The 23,920-nt window shown below is 36.2% G+C and carries 22 protein-coding genes; 12 read left to right on the plus strand and 10 right to left on the minus strand.

Features of this window, described 5'->3' with window-relative positions; translation table 11 throughout:
- Positions 1–51 precede the first annotated feature (51 nt).
- From ACY0M5_RS12105 to ACY0M5_RS12145, 9 genes are all read left to right on the plus strand, one after another.
- On the plus strand, positions 52–1,290 hold the full coding sequence (locus ACY0M5_RS12105; protein ID WP_461629306.1) for a M48 family metallopeptidase: 1,239 nt from the start codon (positions 52–54) through the stop codon (positions 1,288–1,290).
- Positions 1,291–1,294: 4 nt separating this feature from the next.
- Positions 1,295–2,533 carry a competence/damage-inducible protein A gene (locus tag ACY0M5_RS12110; protein WP_461629307.1) on the plus strand — a complete coding sequence of 413 codons (1,239 nt, stop codon included), beginning with the start codon at positions 1,295–1,297 and terminating at the stop codon, positions 2,531–2,533.
- Between the two features lie 254 nt (positions 2,534–2,787).
- Entirely contained in the window at positions 2,788–4,122 is a 1,335-nt protein-coding gene (locus ACY0M5_RS12115) for a TolC family protein (protein WP_461629308.1), read from the plus strand.
- A gap of 26 nt (positions 4,123–4,148) precedes the next feature.
- Positions 4,149–5,234, plus strand: a complete 1,086-nt coding sequence (locus ACY0M5_RS12120; RefSeq protein WP_461629309.1) for an efflux RND transporter periplasmic adaptor subunit — start codon at positions 4,149–4,151, stop codon at positions 5,232–5,234.
- A 34-nt stretch (positions 5,235–5,268) separates the two neighbouring features.
- The gene (locus tag ACY0M5_RS12125) at positions 5,269–8,499 is read left to right on the plus strand and encodes an efflux RND transporter permease subunit (RefSeq protein ID WP_124991592.1); all 3,231 of its coding nucleotides are present in this window, start codon (positions 5,269–5,271) and stop codon (positions 8,497–8,499) included.
- 22 nt (positions 8,500–8,521) lie between these two features.
- Positions 8,522–8,830 (plus strand): hypothetical protein, encoded by a 309-nt coding sequence (locus ACY0M5_RS12130; RefSeq protein WP_101309494.1) that lies wholly within the window; start codon positions 8,522–8,524, stop codon positions 8,828–8,830.
- 19 nt (positions 8,831–8,849) lie between these two features.
- Positions 8,850–9,038, plus strand: coding sequence for a YgaP family membrane protein (locus ACY0M5_RS12135; protein ID WP_124991593.1), 189 nt, complete (start codon positions 8,850–8,852; stop codon positions 9,036–9,038).
- Between the two features lie 139 nt (positions 9,039–9,177).
- Complete coding sequence (locus ACY0M5_RS12140; RefSeq protein WP_461629310.1) at positions 9,178–10,008, plus strand: YecA family protein; 831 nt, start codon at positions 9,178–9,180, stop codon at positions 10,006–10,008.
- A 15-nt stretch (positions 10,009–10,023) separates the two neighbouring features.
- Positions 10,024–10,485, plus strand: a complete 462-nt coding sequence (locus ACY0M5_RS12145) for a hypothetical protein (RefSeq protein WP_461629311.1) — start codon at positions 10,024–10,026, stop codon at positions 10,483–10,485.
- Positions 10,486–10,511: 26 nt separating this feature from the next.
- Here ACY0M5_RS12145 and ACY0M5_RS12150 read toward each other — a convergent pair whose 3' ends face one another.
- The 8 genes from ACY0M5_RS12150 to ACY0M5_RS12185 all read right to left on the minus strand — a co-directional run bounded on the left by ACY0M5_RS12150 (position 10,512) and on the right by ACY0M5_RS12185 (position 19,792).
- Positions 10,512–10,910, minus strand: a complete 399-nt coding sequence (locus tag ACY0M5_RS12150) for a hypothetical protein (protein WP_461629312.1) — start codon at positions 10,908–10,910, stop codon at positions 10,512–10,514.
- A 45-nt stretch (positions 10,911–10,955) separates the two neighbouring features.
- Positions 10,956–11,357, minus strand: coding sequence for a hypothetical protein (locus tag ACY0M5_RS12155; protein WP_461629313.1), 402 nt, complete (start codon positions 11,355–11,357; stop codon positions 10,956–10,958).
- A 228-nt stretch (positions 11,358–11,585) separates the two neighbouring features.
- Complete coding sequence (locus tag ACY0M5_RS12160) at positions 11,586–12,758, minus strand: DUF418 domain-containing protein (RefSeq protein WP_461629314.1); 1,173 nt, start codon at positions 12,756–12,758, stop codon at positions 11,586–11,588.
- A 177-nt stretch (positions 12,759–12,935) separates the two neighbouring features.
- Positions 12,936–13,511 carry a porin family protein gene (locus tag ACY0M5_RS12165; RefSeq protein WP_156195994.1) on the minus strand — a complete coding sequence of 192 codons (576 nt, stop codon included), beginning with the start codon at positions 13,509–13,511 and terminating at the stop codon, positions 12,936–12,938.
- 221 nt (positions 13,512–13,732) lie between these two features.
- A complete protein-coding gene (locus tag ACY0M5_RS12170; RefSeq protein WP_461629315.1) occupies positions 13,733–15,766 on the minus strand; it encodes a tetratricopeptide repeat-containing sensor histidine kinase in 2,034 nt (677 codons plus the stop codon).
- Between the two features lie 526 nt (positions 15,767–16,292).
- Positions 16,293–16,865 (minus strand): hypothetical protein, encoded by a 573-nt coding sequence (locus ACY0M5_RS12175; protein ID WP_461629316.1) that lies wholly within the window; start codon positions 16,863–16,865, stop codon positions 16,293–16,295.
- A gap of 88 nt (positions 16,866–16,953) precedes the next feature.
- Positions 16,954–17,775, minus strand: a complete 822-nt coding sequence (locus tag ACY0M5_RS12180; protein WP_461629317.1) for a metallophosphoesterase family protein — start codon at positions 17,773–17,775, stop codon at positions 16,954–16,956.
- 424 nt (positions 17,776–18,199) lie between these two features.
- Positions 18,200–19,792, minus strand: coding sequence for a hypothetical protein (locus tag ACY0M5_RS12185; RefSeq protein WP_461629318.1), 1,593 nt, complete (start codon positions 19,790–19,792; stop codon positions 18,200–18,202).
- Between the two features lie 245 nt (positions 19,793–20,037).
- On the opposite strand from ACY0M5_RS12185, the gene ACY0M5_RS12190 reads away from it, so the two are divergent.
- On the plus strand, positions 20,038–20,373 hold the full coding sequence (locus ACY0M5_RS12190) for a hypothetical protein (RefSeq protein WP_461629319.1): 336 nt from the start codon (positions 20,038–20,040) through the stop codon (positions 20,371–20,373).
- An 86-nt stretch (positions 20,374–20,459) separates the two neighbouring features.
- Positions 20,460–21,188 carry a hypothetical protein gene (locus ACY0M5_RS12195; protein ID WP_461629320.1) on the plus strand — a complete coding sequence of 243 codons (729 nt, stop codon included), beginning with the start codon at positions 20,460–20,462 and terminating at the stop codon, positions 21,186–21,188.
- Between the two features lie 471 nt (positions 21,189–21,659).
- Here the strand turns inward: ACY0M5_RS12195 and ACY0M5_RS12200 are convergent, their stop codons facing one another.
- Positions 21,660–22,364 carry a peroxiredoxin gene (locus tag ACY0M5_RS12200; RefSeq protein WP_101309506.1) on the minus strand — a complete coding sequence of 235 codons (705 nt, stop codon included), beginning with the start codon at positions 22,362–22,364 and terminating at the stop codon, positions 21,660–21,662.
- A gap of 461 nt (positions 22,365–22,825) precedes the next feature.
- On the minus strand, positions 22,826–23,569 hold the full coding sequence (locus tag ACY0M5_RS12205) for a metallophosphoesterase family protein (protein ID WP_461629321.1): 744 nt from the start codon (positions 23,567–23,569) through the stop codon (positions 22,826–22,828).
- Between the two features lie 130 nt (positions 23,570–23,699).
- On the opposite strand from ACY0M5_RS12205, the gene ACY0M5_RS12210 reads away from it, so the two are divergent.
- The gene (locus tag ACY0M5_RS12210) at positions 23,700–23,846 is read left to right on the plus strand and encodes a hypothetical protein (RefSeq protein ID WP_461629322.1); all 147 of its coding nucleotides are present in this window, start codon (positions 23,700–23,702) and stop codon (positions 23,844–23,846) included.
- Positions 23,847–23,920 lie beyond the last annotated feature (74 nt).

The raw sequence follows: 23,920 nt of genomic DNA on the forward strand, positions 1-23,920 counted from the left end.
TTCTATCAGGCTTGTTTAATTTTGAGAGCTTAAATTTTAATACAAAACTACATGACATCAACGATGCTGCTTTATATCATACTGGGAATTTTAACTGCAGATTTTATTTTAGAACGATTTCTTGAATTTCTGAATCATAAGAAATGGTCGCCCATTCTTCCTAAAGCATTAGAAGGGATTTACGATCAGGAAAAATATAGCCAGTCACAAAATTATCAGAAGGACAAATTGATGCCTTCGTTAATTTCATCGGGAATAGGTTTCATTGCCACGGTACTAATGATTAGTCTTGGTGGTTTTGCATGGGTTGATGAGTTCGTCAGGAATTATTTTGAACATCCAATAACAATTGCCTTAGCCTTTTTTGGTGTGATTTTGTTTTTTTCCAGTTTGCTGGGATTGCCTTTTTCTTACTATTCAACATTTGTAATTGAGGAGAAGTATGGTTTTAACAGAACAAGCTTAAAAACCTTTGTATTGGATAAATTAAAAGGTGGATTGCTTAGTATTGTAATTGGCGGTGGCATATTGGCTTTATTAATATGGATTTATTTGCAGACCACAACAAACTTCTGGTGGATGGCGTGGTTGGTAATTGCATTTTTCATGATTTTTATGGCCATGTTTTATTCTTCCTTGTTGGTGCCTTTATTTAATAAGCAAACACCTCTGGAAGATGGAGAATTAAAAGATGAGATTAGCAGGTTTGCAGGTAAAGTAGATTTCAAATTGGATAATGTCTATGTAATGGACGGTTCTAAACGGTCATCGAAAGGAAACGCATATTTTAGCGGACTTGGATCAAAAAAGAGAATTGTCCTGTTTGACACATTAATTAATGATTTGACAAAGGAAGAGATTGTTGCGGTTTTGGCGCATGAAATTGGACACTATAAAAAGAAGCATACACTTAGCCGCATATTTTTATCCTTACTGCAAACCGGACTGATGTTTTACATTTTTTCTTTGATTATTGCCAATCCCTTACTTTCGGAAGCGTTGGGAGCGAAGCAGCAAGGATTTCATTTGGGATTGATTGCCTTTGGAATTTTGTATTCTCCGATATCAACCTTTTTAGGTTTGGGAATGAATATTTTATCACGAAAGAATGAATATGAGGCCGATGATTATGCCTTAAAAAATTATGATGGGAAAGCTTTAGGAGATGCTTTAAAGAAACTATCTGTTAGTTCTCTTAGCAATTTAACGCCACATCCGGTTTATGTGTTTTTTTACTATTCACATCCAAGTCTTTTACAACGATTAAAAGCATTACAGTTAATAAAATAAGCAAATGCAAGCAGAAATAATTACAATTGGTGACGAAATTCTGATTGGTCAAATAGTGGATACCAATTCAGCATGGATGGCCAAAGAATTAAATGGAATAGGTATTAATGTTGGGAAAATAACCAGTATATCCGATCAGGAAGCTGATATAGTAAGTTCCCTGAAACAGGCAATGGAAAGAGTTTCCCTTGTTTTAATTACGGGAGGTTTAGGACCCACGAATGATGATATTACTAAAAAGACATTGAGCGATCTTTTTGAAATGAATCTGGTGCAGGATGATTTTTTATTTGCTAAAGTTGAACAAAGACTCTGGCAGAGAGGGATTCCTATGAATCGTTTCAATCGGGAACAGGCTTTGGTTCCCGATGGCGCAAGAATAATAACCAATAACCATGGTACAGCTCCTTGCATGTGGTTTGAGAAAGATGGTAAGGTAGTTATCTCGATGCCTGGAGTTCCTTTTGAAATGAAGGGAATTATGCAGGACGAAATTTTACAATCATTAAAACAACATTTTTCTACACCGGTTATTTTGCACAAGACAGTAATGACTCAAGGTATTGGAGAATCTGTGATGGCGGAAATGCTTGAAGATTGGGAAGGGAATTTACCAGCTTGCGTAAAATTGGCATATTTGCCTTCTCCTGGAGTTTTGCGATTACGAATGAGTCTTTTGGGAGATAATTTGGCAGAATTAGAGAAAATTATAGAGGAGCAGTTGTCTGCGTTGAAAAAAATAATTTCCGCAAATATATTTGGCTATGATGATGAACCCATGGAATTGACCGTAGCTAAACTTTTATCCGATAAGGGAAAGACTTTGGGCACAGCAGAGAGCTGTACCGGAGGGAAAATTGCTCACCTAATAACATCTCATGCGGGTAGTTCTTCTTATTTTAAAGGTGGTGTGGTAGCCTACTCAAATGAAGTGAAGGAAAATATCTTGTGTGTGAATGGTGAGGATTTGGAGAAATATGGTGCGGTAAGTCAGCAGGTAGTGGAACAAATGGCTATTGGTGCCAGAAAAGTGCTGAATACCGATTATGCAATTGCAACATCAGGAGTTGCCGGACCCGATGGTGGAACGGAGGAAAAACCCGTTGGAACTGTTTGGATTGCTGTTGCGGGACCCAATGACCTTATTTCTCATCGATTTGATTTGTATAAAAATAGAGAACGAAATATTCAGGTGGCATCTTTAAATGCACTAAATATGCTGCGGAATTTACTTCAAAAGTAAAGGATAATATTGTTTTTATATTGAGAGGCTTTCCGTTTAGTGGAGAGCCTTATTTTTTTATCAATTTTGAATGTGATAAATTTCACTTTTACCAAGTTTAATATTGCAATTGGCATCCTAAATATCTAAATTTCAGTTACTATAAATAAAATCAAAGTTAAGATAGAAATATATTAAATCCACAAACATGTAGATATTTGGATATATGGATATTGTTGTTTAGATTTGAACCGAAATTAAAAGAACAAATAAATATGCGAAACCTTAAAATTTATTTCATTTTACTATTAGTTGCAGGCTTTTCAATAAAAGGGAAATCACAAGCTGTAGAAATGAAGTTAAGTTTGAAAGAAGCCTTAGTAAAAGCTTCTGAAAACAATTGGGAAATTAATAAGGCGAAGGCTGAGGGAAGAGTTGCCAAAGCCGAATTCCGTCAAACAAATTCTGTTTTTTTACCGATAGTGAATCTTTCACATTCGGGAGTTGTAACAAACGATCCGTTGAGCAGTTTTGGATTCAAATTAAAGCAGGAGATAGCTACACAGGCTGACTTTAATCCACTCTTGCTAAATGATCCTGGTCAGACTAAAAATTTCAATACTAAAATTGAGGTTCAGCAGCCATTAATTAATATTGATGGAATTTATGGCAGAAGAGCCGCGAATGCAAAAATGCAGGCTGTTGATTACAAAACAGAGAGAACAATCAATTTTACAAAGTTTGAGGTGAAGAAAGCCTATTATCAGCTCGAATTGGCTCAAGAGGCAGTTTCAGTTCTTCAATTATCAAAAAAGGCTGCTGCTGAAGCATTACAAGTTACTGAAAATAATTTGGCGCAAGGCTTTGTGCAGGAAGCAGATCTGTTATCTGCCAAGGTACGGGTTTTGGAATTGAATAATCAGTTAGCAGATGCAAGTAATAATCAGAAGAGTGCAGGAGAGTTTCTGGCCTACCTTTTGGGTTTGGATATTAATGTGGTGATTGTTACTACAGATTATTTGGAGAAAAAGCCTTCCTTGTTAAATGGCTTGGAGCAAGATTTTCAAATTGAAAATCGTTCGGATTTGAATGCCTATAGAAAGAGCGTTGAAGCAAGAGAAAGTATGCTGAAATCAGAAAGAATGCAGTTCCTTCCCCGATTAAATGCATTTGGTGCATACGAATGGAATGACGATAAACTTTTTGGAACATCAGCAAATAATTACATGATTGGAGCAAGTTTATCATGGAATTTATTCAGCGGTTATAAAAATATTGGGAAGGTTCAGAAAGCGAAGGCCGAGTTAAAAATATCGGAGTTGAACTTCGCTGAATACTTATCCAAAAACAGTATGGAAATTCAATCTGCCAAAAGAAATCTGAAAGTGGCATATGATAAAATTGAATTGAGCAAATTAGCCAAAGAGCAGGCAGAAGAAGCACTTCGAATACGTACTAACAGATACAAGCAAGGATTGGAAAAAACTACTGATATTTTATATTCTGAAACGGTTTCGATGGCACGGAATCTTGATTATATAAACAGTTTATACAACTATCATGTTGCAGTTTTCCAATTGGAATTATTACTGGAAAAAGAATTACAATAAACAATCATACTAAAGAATCTACAGATATGAACTCAAGGAATTTTTTAATTATAGCACTGATCACTTTAGGTGGATTATCATTACAATCCTGTGGAAGTGAAAGCAAGGTAAAGGAGACAGAGAAAGCTGATGTTAGCGTGACGGTAGGAACAGCTAAATTAACAAATCAAGCTGAAACAATGAGTTTTTCGGGTAAACTGGAAGCTGAAACACATTCGAATCTTAGTACACGAATTATGGGTCAAATTGCTAAGATTAATGTAGAAACAGGTCAAAAAGTAAATAAAGGTCAGGTTTTGGTTGAAATTCATGCAAAAGATATTCAAGCGAAAAAAGCTCAGGTGAAAGCTAATGAACTGGAAGCAAAAGCTGCTTTTAAAAATGCAAAGAAAGATTACGATCGTTTTACTGTATTGTTTGAGCAAAAGAGTGCTTCACAGAAAGAGTTGGATGATGTAACAACACAATATAATATGGCAAAAGCCAGATTGGAAGCTGTTAAAGAAATGGGTATTGAGGTAGAGGAAATGCTTAGATACACCACTATCAAGGCTCCTTACAATGGTGTAATTACCAGAAAATATATGAACGAAGGTGATTTGGCATCTCCGGGAATGCCATTGGTTGCGATTGAAAAACAAGGCGAATTTATGGTGATGGCCCGAATTCCTGAATCTGAAATTTCGAAAATCAAACAAAATGATCCGGTATTGGTTCAAATTAGTGCATTGGGTGATGTTAAAATACCTGGTTTTGTTTCGGAAGTCAATCCATCTTCTCAGTATACAGGAAATCAGTTTGAAGCAAAAATAGTTTTGAAGCCTGCCAACGAACAAAAAAATAATTTGTACAGTGGTATGTATGCAAATGTTTTGATTGAAAAAGGGGGCATGCCATCTATAATGATTCCTGCAAGTGTTTTGATTCACAAAGGACAATTGACAGGTATATATACTGTTAGTCAGGGTGGAACAGCAATATTGCGATGGCTAAGACTGGGAAAAACTATTGGTGATCAGGTTGAAATTCTATCGGGCTTAAACGATGGTGAGAAATACATCGTCTCCTTTAAAGGAAAAATTTGGGATGGAGCAAAACTTACTATTCAATAATTACAGCTGGTAGTTACAATCAAAATACAATCATATGAAAACAGGATTTGCAGGCCAAATGGCCAAACTATTCATAAATTCTAAATTAACTCCGCTCTTGATGGTTGCCTTCATGGTGATTGGCGTGTACAGTGCTTATTTAACGCCAAGAGAAGAAGAACCACAAATTGATGTACCCATTGCTGATATTTTTTTAAGATATCCGGGTGCAAGTCCGGCTGAAATTGAGTCGAGAGTTATGCAGCCACTTGAAAAAGTAGTGGCAAATATTCCTGGTGTTGAATATGTTTATTCTACATCAATGCCGGGACAGGCGATGCTAATTGTTCAGTTTTATGTAGGTGAAGACATTGAAAGATCTTTGGTAAAGATGTACAATGAGATTATGAAACACATGGATGAAATGCCAAAAGGCACTTCCATGCCCCTAATTAAAACACGTGCAATTGATGATGTTCCGGTATTGGGATTAACATTTTGGAGTGAGAACTATGATGATTTTCAGTTAAAGAGAATAGCACAGGAAGTAAACAACGAAATAGAAAAAGTTAATGATGTTTCGGAAACCAAAATAATTGGCGGACGTTCCCGTCAAGTAAGAGTTATTCTGAATCGGGCACAAATGGCTGGCTATAATATTGATGCTTTGAGTATTGCCCGGCAAATTGAAATATCTAATCAACAAATAGGATCAGGAGCATTTAATAATCATGACACAGAATATTTAGTTGAAACAGGTCGGTTTCTTGAAAATTCAGAAGATGTTGCAAACCTGGTTGTAGGTGTATACAATGGTAGTCCAATTTATTTGAAACAAGTTGCAGAGGTTGTTGATGGTCCGGAAGTGCCTTCACAATATGTGAGTTTTGGTTATGGAAAAATAAATGAGGCTAAGGAACTTGTAAAAGGAAATTACCCTGCTGTTACCATTTCAGTGGCCAAACGACGGGGTGCTGATGCAATGAAAGTTGCGGAACAAATTTTAACAAAAACAGCCGTTTTGGAACAGGAATTAATTCCTGCCGATGTTCATGTTGAGGTTAGCAGGAACTATGGTGAAACTGCTTCAGACAAAGTCTCCGAGCTGTTGATGCACCTTTTAGGAGCAATTATTGCAGTTACATTTGTTGTGATGCTGGCCATGGGATGGCGTGGTGGATTGGTTGTGTTTTTATCAGTACCAATCACATTTGCTTTAACCATGTTTAGTTACTATTTTCTGGATTATACATTGAACCGGATTACCTTGTTTGCTTTGGTCTTTGTTACCGGAATTGTGGTTGACGACTCCATTATTATTGCGGAGAATATGCACAGGCATTTTAAAATGAAACAGTTGCCGTTTATGCAGGCGGCCTTGCGTTCAATTGATGAAGTGGGGAATCCAACAATTTTGGCAACTTTCACTGTAATTGCAGCAGTTTTGCCAATGGTATTTGTGTCTGGTTTAATGGGACCTTATATGAGCCCGATGCCGATTGGAGCATCCATTGCAATGATTTTCTCCTTACTGGTAGCTCTTACCATCACTCCTTATCTGGCTTATCGTTTGTTACGATTTAAAGAAAAAGATGATGCTGATGAGAAGGCTTTTAAGCTGGAAGACTCGATGGTGTACAAACTTTATTCAGCTACGATTTCGCCCATGCTGGAATCAAAATGGAAGAGGTGGAGTTTTATTGGTACAGTGGTTGTTCTTTTACTGGCTTCAACTACATTGGTTTATTTTAAACAGGTTGCTGTTAAAATGCTTCCCTTCGATAATAAGAACGAATTTCAGGTAGTTATTGATATGCCGGAAGGAACAACCCTTGAGCGTACCGCTGTGGTTGCTAAAGAATTGGCGGCTTACATTTCTCAGCAAGAAAATGTAGTTGACTATCAGACTTATGTGGGGACAGCCGCACCAATGAATTTTAATGGTTTGGTTCGTCATTACGATTTGCGTCGTGGTTCGAATGTTGCTGATATTCAGGTGAATTTAACTCATAAAGATGAGCGTGACGAGCAAAGTCACGATATTGCTAAGTTAATGAGACCTGCGTTGCAGGAGATTGGAAAGAAATTTAATGCCAATGTAAAGGTTGTTGAAGTTCCACCGGGACCACCGGTAATGTCGACTTTGGTGGCAGAAATTTATGGTCCTAATTTGGAGGAACAACGAAATATTGCAGCTCAGGTAAAAACTCTTTTTGAAAAAACGGATGATGTTGTTGATGTTGACTGGTTGGTTGAAGATGATCAAACCGAGTTTCAGTTTAATGTGAACAAAGAAAAGGCAATGTTGGCCGGAGTTTCGACTCAGCAAGTGGTTCATACTTTAAATATGGCATTGCAGGGACAGGAAGTTTCCCAATTGTACCAAGAGTCTGAACACAATCAGGTTGGGATTGATTTGCGGTTGCAGGAGAAAGACAGAAGTAGTGTTGCCGATCTGAAGAGAATCAATATTCTGTCACAATCGGGGCAGTTAGTTTCTTTGGGCGATATTGTTGATGTTCATGAGAGAATTAAGGAGAAAAGTATCTACCGTAAAAATCAGAAAAGGGTGGTTTACGTTACTGCGGATGTAGCCGGAAAATTGGAAAGTCCGGTTTACGGAATCATGAACATAGCTAAAAACCTAAGTGATATTAAGCTTCCTGAAGGTTATGATTTAAAAGAGGAATATACTCAACAACCGTTTTTAGAAGATAATTACAGTTTGAAGTGGGATGGGGAATGGCAAATTACATATGAAGTATTCCGCGATTTAGGAACTGCCTTTGCTGTGGTGTTGCTGGTTATCTATTTGTTGATTATTGGATGGTTTCAGAATTTTAAAGTTCCTTTTGTGATGATGATTTCAATTCCATTATCTCTTGTTGGAATTTTGGTTGGACACTGGTTGATGGGCGCTTTCTTTACCGCTACATCTATGATTGGATTGATTGCCCTTGCGGGGATCATGGTGAGGAATGCCATTTTATTGATTGACTTTATTAATCTTCGTTTGGAGGATGGTATTCCGTTAAAGGAGGCTGTTATTGAAGCTGGAGCCGTGCGTACAACACCAATTCTACTTACTGCAGGAACTGTTGTAATTGGAGCTGTTGTAATCCTGTTCGATCCCATTTTTCAAGGTTTAGCCATATCACTGATGGGAGGTTCTATTGCTTCAACATTTCTGACTTTGGTAATTGTACCACTTATCTATTATATGACTGAAAAGAAAAAATATCCTGTAATTGACCCTAAATCGAGTGAGATTAAGGACGAGGAATAAATCTTAAACTAATTTAAAACTTATGAAAGTTGTAATCATATTTTGTGTGAGTTCCTTTTATGATGATTTGAAGAAAATCTATCGAACTGCGGGTGTTGGGGCTTATAGTGAGTTTGATGTAAAAGGGTATACTCAAAAACATATTAAAGATGGTCAGGTACCAAACTGGTTTGCCTCTAATAAGGACTATTATGATTCTATCGCTTCTTTTTCCTTTTTAACTGACGAAAAAGGTTCTGAATTACTGAATCAAATTACTCTGTTCAACAATGATATAGATTGTTGCAATCCAATGCATGCTTATATGTTGGATGTTGAAAAATTTATTTAAATAATTAGTATAAAATAAGATGAGAGAGAGAATTATTAGAGGCATTGCAGGAACATTAGTTTTGGTAAGCATTTTATTGGCATTTTACGTAAATATGAACTGGTTGCTGCTGACTGCTTTTGTTGGTTTAAATCTGTTGCAATCATCAATCACCAAATGGTGCCTGATGGATGATATTTTAAAGAAAGTTTTTAAAATGGATAATTAATTCATTTTAATTCTAGTTTGGGTATAAAGCTCTGAATGTAAATTCAGGGCTTTATTTTTTTTTGAATTCTGCTGTAAAGAATAGTCTAAATTCCTGAAAAGCCTTAATATTCTATATCTTTGCCGGATAATACAGAATTATGATACGATCTACTGAACACGCATTCGAAATAATCGATACCCAGCTTAAGGGAATTCCATACGAAGCAATTGATTTCTTGAGAAATCAGGAAAATAGCGAAGAGTTAAGAAAGAAATTAGTTTTCGCCTTTACAAATGCCTACAATGGTGAAGCATACTATTCTGACGAGTACAGAGTGATGCTGCCGGCACCATTATGGTATTGTATTGTTGCAGAGAAACATTTGTCGGAGGAATTGTTTGAGCCATTATTGGAACTGTTTACTGTTGAGGAAGATTGGGATTTAATGAACGAACAGGCTGTATATTTGGCAGGACTGCTTGCCAGAAAATATCCGGAACAATTCGTAGGGAAAGTACTCGATTTTATTGAAGAAAATATTAAATCAGATAATAAAAAACCTTATCTCTATTGTTTTGAGGCATTGTATTACGCAACAGATGAACAGTTTGACCGAATTCATTCCATATTGGACAGAGATAACTTTCATTGGGTAGATCATTACATTCGTGTATTGGGTGATTTACAGCGCAATGATACTCTTCAAAAATTCAAAGAGATTCTACCAAAATTCGAAGGTAAGCACACTGCGATTGAGTTACAATATTATATTGATGTGATGGAAGGTAAAGTTTCTGATTTTCAGAAAGGAACAGCTTTTTGCGAAATGCGCGATGCGGAATGGAAGAACCATTATCAGCAGATGGAGCATATTTTTGCTTCTTCGGAATCGCCGGTTGAGCAAGGCACAAAAATCAATAGAAACGATCCATGTCCATGTGGTTCAGGGAAGAAATACAAACAGTGTTGTTTAAAGAATATGTCGTAATCAGATGTTAATTCTATGAGCAAATACTTAGAAATAAAAAAAGAGTTGTATCTGTATGTATATCAGACAATAGAAGAGAAGTTGCAGCACAATAAGATGGCTTTGCAGGAATTAAAGGAATCAGCTGGAAGCGAAACCAAAAGCAGTGCGGGTGATAAGCATGAAACCGGACGGGCAATGGTTCATTTGGAACAGGAGAAAATGGCTCAGCAATTTGCAGGCAATCAAAACATGCAAAGCGTACTGGCTAAAATTGATCCTGAAATTTTAAATTCTTCGATTTCTCTTGGATCTCTTGTAATTACTGATAAACTTCGATTTTTTGTGTCTGTTGCTTTGGGAAAAGTTGAATTAGACAAAAAGGAATACTATTTGGTTTCTCTTACATCTCCGCTTGCAAAACAATTTATTGGCAAACAAAAAGGAGATACCGTTCAATTTAATAATCAAGACTATGCAATTGAAGAGATTGTATAACTGTTTTAATGCGCATAGTAAAGTGATTATACGCTTTCTATGCATGTTTCATGTGCAATTTTGCTTATTTCCTGAATTGCTCCAAATAAGTCAACTAAATCTTCGTCGGTAGGTTCCGACCGATGATACTTTTCCAAAGAACAAATAGATTGGATGTTTTCGTATTTTAAGATGCGTTTTTTAAGCGTTGCATCAATTGACATCACCTCTTCCAGACCATAAATAAGATCACTGTAAGTGTGATTTTGAGGCATATTTTGATGATAATCCAGTATCGCCATGATGTATCCTTCTAAAGACATCGATAACATATTGTATCGAACGGTATTTCCCAAGATGCTTTTTTTACCTTTTGGAGTTGCTCCTTTTAGAAATTGATCACCATCCTGCATCCATCGGTTCCAGTTTAATTTTCTTGTTGTCATATCAGGTTATTTACGTGTAACGATTAGTGATAGAAACTAATATAACTAGCATCCGGAATTGCATGAACCACAAGATGTACTGCAATTTGAAAGGCTTACATGTGTCACATTGCCATTTACGATTGTGAGAGGATGCAATTCTTCTTTGTCGAACAGTTTAATGTTTTCTTCTAAATTATTTCCCTGAGCGGGATACAAGGCAATTCCCATTTCGGTAAATAAATGAATGGCCATAACTGGCATTTCTCTTATGATCACCGAAAGGATACCCTTACGTTTTAATGCAAAACTGATGTTGCCAATTTTGCTTGTTAATGCATTCGTAGGGAGCCATTCATAAGTTTTACTCAAGCTATCATATATGCAGTAAGAGGCAGCATCATCAAATTCTTTAGTAATCTTATTTTTTTCATTTTCATGATCAACCACTGGTATCAATACTTTCATAATCCATTTGTTTGTTAGTCGTTCTAAAAAAGATACTAGCTAACAATCAAAATAAGTACCTAAAACGGATAGGTGTTCAATTTCAGAGAATTAAGGAATTGTAAGGACATGAAAAATTTCATTTTTGTAGGGATTCATATTTAAAATCTACAAAAATGTATGATTGTAAACATGCCCAGTAAATTATGTTGGAAATTACCGTGGAATTGATCTTGCAAAGAGTAAAGCCTATTTTGCTCCCAACCAGGTTGCTTTGTGCCAGATAGCCTCCAATGGGCCGTGAGAATGTTTCTTATCCCACCAGGTGCAAAACAGACCTAGAATTAGAGCAAGGCCGATACCGATTAACAAGCTGTAAGTCGCACCTGTGTATCGATACATTCCCAAACCAAATCCGTAATAGATGCCGGCACCTAACATGGATTGAAATACATAGTTGGAAAGACTCATTTTACCTATTGCTGAAAATGGTGTCAGAACATTTCGAAATGCATTGGTGTTGAAGAGTAAAACAAATCCTGATACCAAAAATACCATGAATGAAAGGTTAGTCCATGAGGTTTCGATGGTTTGCACTGAGCGGCGAATGGCTTCACTGCCAATTAATCCGCTAAGGTTTTTTTGAAGTATAAACAGGGGAATAAATGCGATGATTGAAATGATAAAAGTCTTTGTCCAAAATTTGGTGTTTTTATCTGATTTAGTAAAAAGATTCATACGACCGGCCAGCATCCCGAATAGAAAAGTTGAAAGAATATGAAAAAAACGACCATTCTCCCAGCTCCAGGCAATAACGGCTCTTTTCCCATTTGTTAAATTACCGTATACAGTACCTAAAAATGAATCTGCTTTTACGTATTCATCCATTTTGCCGAAATAGGTCCATGATATTGGATTGGCTATTTTAATATCAGGATTTTGTATGGCTTTAAAAAGGCTAAATAATTCGTAAGGCTGAATAAACAGGAGTAAAGCTATAGCCAATATCCACTTGTTGTTTAGTTTCACCAAGGGGATCAAAAACAAACCTACAAAAGCATAAAGAGTAAGTATATCACCTTGGTAAAATGCTGAGTTTATAATCCCAAAAATGAAAAGAAGCAGCAAACGCCAGGCAAAGCGTGCTCTAAAATCATTGCCTCGTTTGTTTTGATTATTAGTCTGAATAAAAAATGTTAAGCCAAATAGTAAGGCGAATATCGCGTAGGATTTACCTCCGAAAAGGAAAAACAATGAATCCCAGATTATTTTATCTAAAGAAACCATCCATTCAGGAAGGTTTGCCGGCGAAAAATAAACATCGAAATGCTCAATATTGTGAAGGAGCATAATAGAGACAAGGGCAAAACCTCTTAAAGCATCTACAACGTGCAGGCGGTTTTTAATTGCAGGGGTATTCATTTGTACTTAGATTGGTTAAACAGAAGTTGCTAATTTAACTAAGTTTTTTGTTTATGGCAAGTAGAAAATAATGTTCGGTTGGTTGAATAACCAGCCTGAATTAGAATGTTATAAACACTAAAAAATCCGATCAATTTGGATCGGATTTTGTTTTGTATTTTAGAAAATCAGGATGAATTAGAACGATGCAGCTATTCCAATTTGAAAAACTGAATTTTTAGCATCTATTTCATAATAGTCATTATCGAATATTTTTGTTAATCCAAAATTGTAGCGGGCTTCGATGCTAAATTGTTTATTGAGGTCATATTGAAGTCCAAGAGCGACTGAGAAATCCAAAACGCTCATTGCTTTATCTAAATCAGCAGTGTCTCCGTCTTCCTCATATTCAGAACTTAAATGAATGCCTATCTGAGGTCCTGCAATTGCATATAACTTGTCTGAACCAATCATCTTTGCACGCATTAAAAGTGGAATGTTTAAGAAGTTTGTTTTAAATTTTGCATCAATTCCTTCACTATCATTAGATGATCCTTGACGGGAATAAACCAGTTCTGGCTGAAAGTCTAACCATTCAGTAAGAGTCATTCTCATAAAACCGCCAAAGTAAATGTCTGCTTTTGAATCGCCTTTCATATCATCGCCACTAAAGTTTGCAAGATTTAATCCTCCTTTTATTCCGTATTTTACATCCTGAGCAAATGAAGATGTGCCAATTGCAATAATGGCAAATAGTAGTACAATTTTTTTCATGTGATTTAGTTTAAAAAAATTAAGACATGCAAACGTACTAAAAGATATTGTTTTTGATATATGTCAAGTTTGCCAAGTCTGTTGATGTTGATCAGAGAATCTTTTTATGTTGTCAAGTTGTTCTGTTTGTTGATTAAGGGGAATGGTATACACTGCAGCGTTAAGCTTTAATAACCTGCGTGAAATAGTAAATTAATAGCTTCGGGATAGCATTGCTGAATTTATTTATTTTTGATAACAGGCAAAGAAAAATACATTTCTGTACCCACGCCAACCTTGCTTTTTACCCATATTTGGCCATCGTTTTTATGAACAAATTCCTGACAAAGAATCAAACCCAATCCGGTCCCTTTTTCTTCGTTGGTTCCTACGCGTTGAGCGTTCTTTTCAATCATAAAAAGATTATTCATTATTTGTTCACTCATGCCAATACCGGTGTCGCGTACACAAATTTCAAACACGTCATGATTCAATTTTCCGGTGAGCTTAATTACACCTCCTGCATTACAGAATTTAATGGCGTTATTAAATAAATTGGAAACGACTATTTTTATGGTTTCCTTATCGGCCCAAACTATTTGTGCATCATCAATATTATTTAGGACATTAATTTTTTTAATTTCAGCAGCAGCCATGTTTGGTAAGATGCCTTCTTCTGCCAGATTCTTTATAAGATGTACCTCTTTATTCAATTGAATAAACCCACTTTGTGATCTGGACCATGTTAATAAATTTTCAAGCAGGGAATAGGTCGATTTTGAGGCATCTCCAACGTGATTGATCATTTCCAAACGCTCATCATCGCTGTACTCATTATAATGATTGGTTAATTCATTATTAAAACCCAGAATTGCAGTAAAAGGACTTTTTAAATCATGAGCAATAATGGAGAAAAACTTGTCTTTAGTCGCATTTAGCTTTTGAAGGTTTTCTTCACTTACTTCTAATTTTTTGATATTGTCCTCCAGAAGTAATTTTTGTTCATTAATAAGTTTATGCTGTGATTTTAAAATGATATTGTTTTTTTTGGATCTTAAAAAGTAAAATGCCACAATTGAAATCGAGAGAATGAGTAGAACAATAGCAAGCAAAGCCAGTGTGTACTTGTTTTTCATGATAATAGCAGCATTTTTTGCCTGCTGATTTTTAAGTGCCAATTCAAGCTGTTGCTTCTCTATTTCATTCTTAGCCTTTTGTTCTTCAAATTCAACCAAATATTCAGCTACTTTCTCACTTTTTAAAGAATCGATGGCATTATTTGCCTTTTGCAGTGATTTGTAGGCTTGTTTATGATTTCCAATTTGTGAATAGGCTTTGGCTCTCATCTTATAAATCTCAGGATATTCTTCCTGTACACCAATAGAATCGGATAATTTTAAGCATTTATCGAGAAAATGAATGCTTTCGGAGTACCTTTTTTGTTTGAAAAGCATTTCTCCTTGTTTGCGGTATACACGCGCCAAGATGTGCCGATAATTATTTTTGATACAAATTTCGCTGGCTTTATTAATATAGTATTTTGTTGAATCAAAATTGTTGATGCCATTATAGTATCCCGATAAGGACAGGTACAAATAGGCTCGAACGTAATGACTGTCAATTGCAGGCAATAGGCTCATTATTTTTTGATAATCAGATTCGGCTTCACTAAACTTATGATGTTTGACTTTTAAAACCCCAACATTGGCATAGGAAATGGCTAAATTTCCTGCGTTAGCGGAATTTTGTTCCAAAGCAATGGATCTTTGAAAATAATTCAAAGCCAATTCGTAATTATCGAGTCGTTTGTAAATTGCACCAATGTTGTTGTAGCGAATGGACAAACTGGTTGTATCCTTTAATTTTTCTGCAATTTTAAGTGCTTTTAAATTGTAGTTAAGACTTTTTAATTGATTTGACTCATAGGAAGCCAAATAACTCATGCCACTGTAACAATCCAATAGGTTGACAGAATCTCTTTCCTGAATAAATTGACTGAGAGCCTTATTGAAATTTTCCATTGCCGGCTTTAATTTTCCGTCTTGAATTAATGCGCGTGCAGTGTATAAATGGGATACAGCCAAACCATGATCGTAATTAATTTTCTGAGCCAGCAGCATTCCTTTTTGGCTGTAATGCAGAGAGCTGTCAATACTTATATCTCCAAATAAATAGGCTATTTGGTTGTAATTATCTACAAGCTGTTCTTGATTTGCTTCAATTCGGTTCTGCTTCTGTAAAGAATCAATTTGAAATTGCTCGCTGTTTTGAGCCATTGAAGGGGATGTAATGCAAAAAAAGCAGAGACAGAACAGGGCTATTTTGAATAGAAGTACTTTTTTCATCATCAATTCTTTGGTAGGATGCGAAAATAACCAAAAAAATAAAATATATCTGATTTACAGAATATCTTTTGATCTTATATTGAGGAAACAAGCCGTTAATTCACGTATCCAGACCAAGGGGAATTTTTCATTCACAAATAATGGCTTTTCTTGTGAAAACAGTCTGCTAAAATTCCCAATCATTGGTTCATTTTAGTTCGGAAGAATTCTATATGGATGAACATTTTTTATTCATAAGAAATGGTTAAGAACTGCACTCATTGCGGAAAAAAAGAAAGAGAGTGTCTAAAAAGTATTGTTCCATTGTCATTCTGAGCCTGATGAAGAATCTTTCACTTTGAAAAACAGATGTTTCGTCCTGATAGCCATCGGAACCGCTCAACATGACAATCCAATACAAAATATTCCTTTTTGGACACCCTTTTGGTAATCAGGGGTTTATTTTAACTGAAAGGTTTTATTGTTTTTTCTTTCCGCCTCCAATTTCAATGCCCAGCTGTACGCTTAGGTAATCGCTGATGTTATTTCCTGTAAAGTTGTAAATCATTGCCAGCCTCATGTGGCCAACATTAAGACCGATTCGTGGGGCAAATCCAAAATTATTTTCAGAACCTGTGTTTATATTTACCGACCAAATATCAGTATCAATACTTTGATCGTTTCTTTTGTAAAGCCCTAGTCCAAGACCAACAAATGGGCGTGTTTTTTGGTTGTTGAAGAAGTAATCACAAGTAAACAGAACTGGTGTAACAGTAGAAGCATCTATATTTACACGACCAATTCCAACAGAAATTTCACCTGAACTAAGTCTGACCCCTTCTAAACGCAATCCAAAGGTGAAATTATCATTTAGACTGTACCTGGGTTCAATGTATGATCCGCCACCCAATCCAGATTCTTTATCAAGTGGAAATGCTAAAATTCCACCTACTTCTACTTTAAAAGGCTTAAAGGTTTGTTTCTGCGCGAAGCCCTGTTTGCCGGCAATTATTACCAACAGAAAGGCAGCGCAATAAATAAGTCGTTTCATATCTGTTTGTGTTATCAGTTAGTAATCAATTGAATAAGTTAAGGAAAAAATAATTTTCCGGTTTTTATTTAGATATCAAAACATTGGCTTACAATTTAAAGTTTCCAAATACTGTATGCCGGAGAGTGTGAAGGATTTCATTTTCATCGAGTTCAATTATAGCAGCGTAAAGTTGTTTGGCATTGCGGCCAGGATTTATGCAGTAAGATTCTCCTATTTTATCAACCCAACTGCCACTAAGCATCGGTGCTTCGTGAATGTGTCCATGCAAGCTTAAAATGGGTTGTTGCTTCCAAATTTGGTTTGTCAGCGCTTTACTGCCCAGATGATTTTGTTCCCAGCTAATATCTAGTTTACCTCCATAAGGTGGAGTATGGCAAAGCCATATTCTGCTCTTAGGATCGATATTCCGGACTTGTTCCTCTATACTTGGTTTTTTTAGAAAGTAGTTTGGAGGAATCGGTTTGATAGTACCGGAGGCAGAGGAGAGGTAATCGCCTTCCTGAGGTTGAATAGCATCAGATTCAAGATCTCGGGCTTCGTAATCTTTTCGATGAAAAGGAGTGTGGGGTACCATGGGGTAGCCCGATAGATTCATGTTTTTGTAGCGATAGCTTTTCAAGTGAAGTTGCTGGATGATGTTTGGAAGAGCCAACTGTTCCATTTTCATTATACTTGCCGGCCAGTCGTTGTTGCCCGGAATGAAAAGAATATCAAGCTTAATTTCCTTTGCGAATTGTAAAAAACAGTTATCTATAAATTGAAGCTGATCGGTGACTATCCGGGTATGGGCAAATAGGTCTCCGCCCAACAAAAGAGCATCAACATCCTTTTCCTGGTCGAGAATTGTAATCAGCTCATTGTACAGGTGATCATCTCCATGAAGATCTGAGGCATAGATCAGTTTCATGTGTGTTTCATTTCTGTTAGATCTCATTAGTTTGAGATATAAATATATCGCTTTGACATGCTAAAGTCAACCTATTCTGTAGTAGAGAATTGGTAAAAATAAGGCCACCGCGGGGTGGCTTTATTGTCAATTTGTGTTTTGATAATCATCTTTCCCATTTGCAGCAAAAAATCATAAGAAAGATATGGGCAGCTATTTTAGGTGTGGGTGAAGTGGGAGAGAACAGACACCTCAACCCCGGCTGATCCTTCTTTTAAAATTGTGTAGATATGAGGAACTGTATTCTCCTCTCCTTAAAGGAGAGGGATAGGGTGAGGTTTTTGATGTGGTATTTCGGTTTTTGATGGCAAATGAAGAAAGTGCAATTGCCTGCCTATGGTCAAACCATTTACAGCGACCTGGTACATGAAACGAATTGACCTGTCTATTCGCTTATTTTCAAACTCATAAAACGTTGGTTTTTTACATTTCCAGGAATCTGTGAAAACAGTAGAACTTCGTTTTCGTTTATCCAGGAACTTAAACTTGGACGAATGCGGTACCCCTCCGTTTCAGTAGTACTTGCAATCTCTTTTTTCATTATTTCTCCTGATTTATTTAATTCTACAAGACGAATGGATTTCCATAGATATTTGGAAAAATTAGAGTTGCGATCGATATCATCCTTCGTTTCACCGGTTTTGTCATTGAAAATCAAAATGCAGTTATCATTACTTTTTACTGATATAAAGCTGGAATATATCCAGTTACCTGTTTTTGAATTGTCTTTTTTTATCAGTTTGGACCATTGCATATTTCCTTCATTGTCAACCATTAGTGCGATAAGGTTTTCGTAGTAATATGTGGTAACATATTGTGTAAAAGTATGAACTTGCTCGGCAATCATTAGAATTGAACCATCATCATATTTTAGAATACTTTGCGGAATGTAATATGGCAATTCTTTGAATTCTTTGAATTTTTTGATTTTTCTCTTGTAACCAATTTCAGATCTTGAAATTTCAGTATGCTGATCTAATAATTCCTGATTGAATGGATTTAGTTTGTGAGTGATTATTTTCCCGTTTTTTCGATCTATTTGATGAAAAAAGATGCCATATGCATCGAATCGTCCTGTATAGGAGTACAAACCCACAAATTTCACTGATGATTTGGTAATAACCATTTTAAGATTGTTAAGCCATATATTGTCATTCGGTATTTTACCAACTAAAGTAGATTTTCCTTGTTGAAGAGAATAGAGAGAATAGTCGTAATCGGGAATGCGCTTGCTGCTCGGATTAACAGGCATTTTACTTAAATTTGCCGATAAAATCAGCATTTCGTCTTTATTCACCAAAATACCATTCATCATTGCAAATTCATCAGCCTCAAACGGAAATTCATAATTGTCATGACTGATCTCATTAAATTCTTTGTCGAATACCAGTAAACTAAATTTTCGGTTTTCCTTCTTTTTAGTTGGTATGGTGTAAAAAAGGCCCACAGAACTACTGTCCCGCGACATAACAAAAGACATGTGCGATTTGTTTACGTTACAGTCCTCTAATTCAATTGTGGCAATTTCTTTTTGGCTGGTAATTGTAAAGCTTTTTAAATCAATCGATTTTGCAAAGAATTTTCGATACTCTTTGGTTGAAATAGAAGTGATATTTAAAAGCTGGTCATCTAACTTTAGTACACCTAATGATTGTTCTCTATTCTCTGTAGGATTATAATACAAATCATCTTGCTTACTATCATTGTCTTTTGTAAGTACTATTTCCTCATTTGTAGGTAGAAAGTTCAAATCGAATTTTACAATAGAGGATACACCTTGTCCGTATTTACCTTTCGAATATAAAAAATAATGACCGTTCTCGTTACTACCAATGTATTGTTCAGGAATTTCCCGTTCATCTGTTTTAAATTCGGGATGCATTTCTACTGAATAATTCTTTGAGCTTTGAGCTAAGGAGCTTAATGCTGAGAATAGAAAAATAAATAGCAGGCTTAGTACTGAGTTTTTTGTTTTCATGTATTGTTAAAAACTATAGTCATTAGTATTAAAATTTCACGCCAATTTACAAATCTTCTCCTACTCAAACAAAAAATCATAAAAAAATATATTGTTGTGTTTCAGGTGAATAGTGTATTGTGCGTTTGAATTAAACAGTTAATGTGGGATATTGTTTTGTAGTTGTCTCTATTAATGTTAACTTGGAATTTCGATAAAAAAAACTTTGTTGAGTAGAGGGGAAGGGCAATTCCAAATTAACTTACATGTTTCATCAGGCCTGTTTTTTGGTTAAAAACAGCTGTTTCGTTTGCCATAAACGGGCATCTAATTCAGTTGATGCAGGTTTTAGCAATGCACAAACCCCTCGGAGTTTTGCAGATGCCCGTTTTAGCGGCACGCAATGCTCCCGGAGTTTCAAGAATGCCGGTTGCAGCAATACACAATCCCTTGGGAGTTTTGCAGATGCCGGTTTTATTCACACTCAAGCCTCATTTTTTTTCGTGGATGCTCATTTAAAAGACACACAAGCCTTCGGGAGTTTCAGAGATGCCACCCTTGTGTACTCTGAAAGGCTTGTAAAGAAAGAAAAGTTGCTATAATTGCATGTTAAATCATTTTAGAATTATCCGGATCAAGCGAAGACGATATTCGTTGATCCATTTGTATAACTATAATTGAAGATTAAATGGCTTATTTAGTATTTCCAACATCCGATATTAATCGGTTAAAAGTGTTGGATCGTTCCATTGCAACTGCACAGAAAGATGCAGAATTAGGAACCAGTTTTATTCCTGCTGAGTTGCTGCTCGAGGCAGAAGAGCTGAAGTTGAAATTTCAGACGGTTTACGATCTGAGCAATGCCAGCTTATCGGTCAGGCAGAAAGAGGTTCGCGAGAAAAATGAAAGTTTTGGCAAACTTGCTGTTGTAGTACGCGATTTTTTTGATGGGTTAAGAAGAAGAACCTACCGGATGGATCATCCTGCTGAAGTGCTGCGTTACTACAACATTACTGCGGGTGGCGAATTACCTACTTTCAGTAAGGATATGGATTTGGTAAGTGCTGCTGAAAACATTCTTTTGGGAGAGCAAAAAGCGGTTGAAGCTACCTATCCAGCCATGAGTAATCCCTCGGTAGAGGAGGTGGCATTGGCTTTGGAGTCTGCAAAAAAGGAATTCGACGAAATTGCTCCGGCCGATCGTGCTGTAAATAAGGTGCAGAAAGATTTGGCCGGGGTTCGCGAGCCCGTTGATGCAATGATTAAGGAGATTGCTGCTTACATTCAATTTTCGATGAGAAACCAGCCAATATCGAATGTGCGCAGATTTATGAGAACCTATGGTTTCGAATACCGATACCTGCAGGGAGAGGCAGTGGATGAAGAGCTGGTAGTTAATGAGACTGCTGAAAATTAGTTGAGACTATATGGTCTGGAGAAAAAGAAAGCCACCGAGAGGTGGCTTTTCTTGTTTTTAAAGGGGTTAGTATATGCAACGTAAATAGTTATAAATGGTTTTTGAAAAGTATTGGTGAAGTGGGAGGGAACAGACACCTCAACCCCGGCCCTTCTCCTCGAGGAGAAGGGAGCCTTCTTTCAAAAAAAATGTGCAGATACTAGGAGCTGTATTCTCCTCTCCTTAAAGGAGAGGGATAGGGTGAGGTTTTTGAAAAGTTGCGGATTCCTTAAGGTAGTTTGTGTTGGAAATTGTTTGTTTTTGTTGGTGTTCGGAAGCGCTGATGGGAAAGACATACCACTCGAAAATTTTTGGAAGAGTTGCTGGATTATTTGCTTGTTGAGATTGTGGAATTTTTGAAATAGTACAACTTGATAAAGTAAAAAGAAAAGGCATCTCTATGGAGCTGCCTTTTTCGGTATTGATTAAGAATTAATCGAGAATTTCTTCAATTGTAATGTAATCACCAACACGTCCAGTCATTTTTTCTGCATCAGTATTAACAGGAAGCGTTTTTTTGCCTGGTCTCCATCCGGCAGGACAAACTTCTCCTGTTTTAGTTGCATGTTGCCATGCCTGCACCTGACGTAGAAATTCATTTACATTTCTACCTACAGAATCAGCTTGCACTTCCTGTGCTACACAAATTCCATCAGGGTTAAATAAGAATCTACCACGCAGTGCTACACCTTCTTCTTCGATAAGTACACCAAATGCACGGCTTACTTCCTGATTTCCATCAGCACCTATGGTTAGTCTTAAACCTTTAAGGATTGGTTCAGTTTCAACAAATCTTTTGTGCGAAAATTTAGAATCAACTGATACAGCAAGGATTTCAGTATTTAATTTCTGAAATTCATCATATTTAGCATTCATTGCCGCAATTTCAGTTGGGCAAACAAAGGTAAAGTCAGCAGGATAGAAGCATATTACAGCCCATTTTCCTTTGTAATTATCACTCGATACTGTTGTGAAATGACCTGTGGCAGCATCATAAGCATCCATTGTGAAATTTGGCATTTCTTGTCTTACCATTGTTGAACTCATCGTTTTTTCCTCCTTTACTAATTGATTACTATTTTTTGCATTTTCTACTTGAACTTTTTTTCTGGGTTTTAAACCTGTGTCGCATCCCATAATTTAGCCTCCTGTTTTAAATTTTATTTATCCATTTCTTATTTGATAAAGTTATTTATTATTCTCCTCAAAAGAGAATATTCTCAATTGAAAATGTATATTTCATGATAGGGAAAATTTATAAGAATGATTTTAATTAGAAAAATGCTTCTAGATTTGTGTAGTCATTTTGTTTGTTATCAGTCGGTTGTGTTTTGATAACCATCTTTTCCATTTGCAGCAAAAAATCATAAGAAAGATATGAGCAGCTATTTTAGGTGTTGGTGTGGTGGGAGGGAACAGATACCTCAACCCCGGCCCGTTTCCTCGAGGAGAAGGGAGCCTTCTTTCAAAAAAAATGTGCAGATATTAGGAGCTGTATTTTCCTCTCCTTAAAGGTGAGGGATAGGGTTAGGTTTTTGAAAAGTTGCGGATTCCTTAAGGTGGTTTGTGTTGTTGATGTTCGTGTTGGTAAAGGAACACTATACAATTCCAGTTCTAATCCATGTTGCCCAATCATCCCGGTTGTTTAACTCAGCAAGTTTTGCAGCACTTTCAGAATCATATTTAATAGCAATTTTGTCCACTTTTATTGAATTGTCATAGAAACTCAAAATAGCATAATTGGCATAAGGATTATAATTCTCCATCTTATGGTAGATTGGCAAATCATCATCATATGCTGGTAATCCAACACTACCAGAATTGACAATTAATTTATTGTCAGTTTCAACAATCTTTGACACATGGCTATGACCGCAAATAACAATACTTTGTTTTACATGAGTAAGCAAAGCATCTATCTCATTTTTGTCCTTTATGGCTACGTAATCTTTCTCAAGACTTTCCAGTAAATAAATCGAATCATTTTGCGGGCTGGCATGACAGCAATAGATCTTGTCATCATAAATTGTATTGAATGGTAACGAATTTAGCCACTCTATTACTTTATCATCAATTTGGGACTTAACATACTCAAGAGTTATAAAATCTGTTTTCTCACTTAAATTCTCACGAATAAATCTGTCTTGATTGCCAGAAATGCTTATCACATTATGTTTCTGTAATAGTTCAAAAGTACCTTTGGGATCTAATGGGCCATATAAACTATCGCCTAAATTTATTATTGTCTTAATACCTCTATTATTGATATCTTCTAAAACTTTCTTTAATGCTAATGAGTTTCCGTGAATATCTGATATTATCGCAATTTCTTGTTTAATCATCTTAATGCTATCTGTTTTGAAGGGGTTTATACGTAGGTGTGTTTATCTTTTCGTTTTTAAAAGTAAAAAAATATTATTTAGGAACACTGAGTTTAATTGTGATAATAGTTCCATATAAAGGATAAATAGAATGGCAGCTATTTTAGATGTTGGTGAAGCGGGAGGGAATAAATACCTCAACCCCGGCCCTTCTCCCCGAGTAGAAGAGAGCCTTCTTTCAAAAAAAATGTGCAGATATCAGGAGCTGTGTTCTCCTCTCCTTAAAGGAGAGGGATAGGGTGAGGTTTTTGAAAAGTATTGGGGCGAAAAGAAACGCTGACAGGCTGGAAGAGATGATAAAAGCCACTGAGA

The organism is Labilibaculum euxinicum, from assembly GCF_963678175.1.
Lineage (GTDB): Bacteria > Bacteroidota > Bacteroidia > Bacteroidales > Marinifilaceae > Labilibaculum > Labilibaculum euxinus.

Coding starts and splice junctions, on each gene's coding strand:
- ACY0M5_RS12105 (WP_461629306.1), top strand. CDS start 52: ATGACATCAACGATGCTGCTTTATATCATACTGGGAATTTTAACTGCA.
- ACY0M5_RS12110 (WP_461629307.1), top strand. CDS start 1,295: ATGCAAGCAGAAATAATTACAATTGGTGACGAAATTCTGATTGGTCAA.
- ACY0M5_RS12115 (WP_461629308.1), top strand. CDS start 2,788: ATGCGAAACCTTAAAATTTATTTCATTTTACTATTAGTTGCAGGCTTT.
- ACY0M5_RS12120 (WP_461629309.1), top strand. CDS start 4,149: ATGAACTCAAGGAATTTTTTAATTATAGCACTGATCACTTTAGGTGGA.
- ACY0M5_RS12125 (WP_124991592.1), top strand. CDS start 5,269: ATGAAAACAGGATTTGCAGGCCAAATGGCCAAACTATTCATAAATTCT.
- ACY0M5_RS12130 (WP_101309494.1), top strand. CDS start 8,522: ATGAAAGTTGTAATCATATTTTGTGTGAGTTCCTTTTATGATGATTTG.
- ACY0M5_RS12135 (WP_124991593.1), top strand. CDS start 8,850: ATGAGAGAGAGAATTATTAGAGGCATTGCAGGAACATTAGTTTTGGTA.
- ACY0M5_RS12140 (WP_461629310.1), top strand. CDS start 9,178: ATGATACGATCTACTGAACACGCATTCGAAATAATCGATACCCAGCTT.
- ACY0M5_RS12145 (WP_461629311.1), top strand. CDS start 10,024: ATGAGCAAATACTTAGAAATAAAAAAAGAGTTGTATCTGTATGTATAT.
- ACY0M5_RS12150 (WP_461629312.1), bottom strand. CDS start 10,910: ATGACAACAAGAAAATTAAACTGGAACCGATGGATGCAGGATGGTGAT.
- ACY0M5_RS12155 (WP_461629313.1), bottom strand. CDS start 11,357: ATGAAAGTATTGATACCAGTGGTTGATCATGAAAATGAAAAAAATAAG.
- ACY0M5_RS12160 (WP_461629314.1), bottom strand. CDS start 12,758: ATGAATACCCCTGCAATTAAAAACCGCCTGCACGTTGTAGATGCTTTA.
- ACY0M5_RS12165 (WP_156195994.1), bottom strand. CDS start 13,511: ATGAAAAAAATTGTACTACTATTTGCCATTATTGCAATTGGCACATCT.
- ACY0M5_RS12170 (WP_461629315.1), bottom strand. CDS start 15,766: ATGGCTCAAAACAGCGAGCAATTTCAAATTGATTCTTTACAGAAGCAG.
- ACY0M5_RS12175 (WP_461629316.1), bottom strand. CDS start 16,865: ATGAAACGACTTATTTATTGCGCTGCCTTTCTGTTGGTAATAATTGCC.
- ACY0M5_RS12180 (WP_461629317.1), bottom strand. CDS start 17,775: ATGAAACTGATCTATGCCTCAGATCTTCATGGAGATGATCACCTGTAC.
- ACY0M5_RS12185 (WP_461629318.1), bottom strand. CDS start 19,792: ATGAAAACAAAAAACTCAGTACTAAGCCTGCTATTTATTTTTCTATTC.
- ACY0M5_RS12190 (WP_461629319.1), top strand. CDS start 20,038: ATGTTTCATCAGGCCTGTTTTTTGGTTAAAAACAGCTGTTTCGTTTGC.
- ACY0M5_RS12195 (WP_461629320.1), top strand. CDS start 20,460: ATGGCTTATTTAGTATTTCCAACATCCGATATTAATCGGTTAAAAGTG.
- ACY0M5_RS12200 (WP_101309506.1), bottom strand. CDS start 22,364: ATGGGATGCGACACAGGTTTAAAACCCAGAAAAAAAGTTCAAGTAGAA.
- ACY0M5_RS12205 (WP_461629321.1), bottom strand. CDS start 23,569: ATGATTAAACAAGAAATTGCGATAATATCAGATATTCACGGAAACTCA.
- ACY0M5_RS12210 (WP_461629322.1), top strand. CDS start 23,700: ATGGCAGCTATTTTAGATGTTGGTGAAGCGGGAGGGAATAAATACCTC.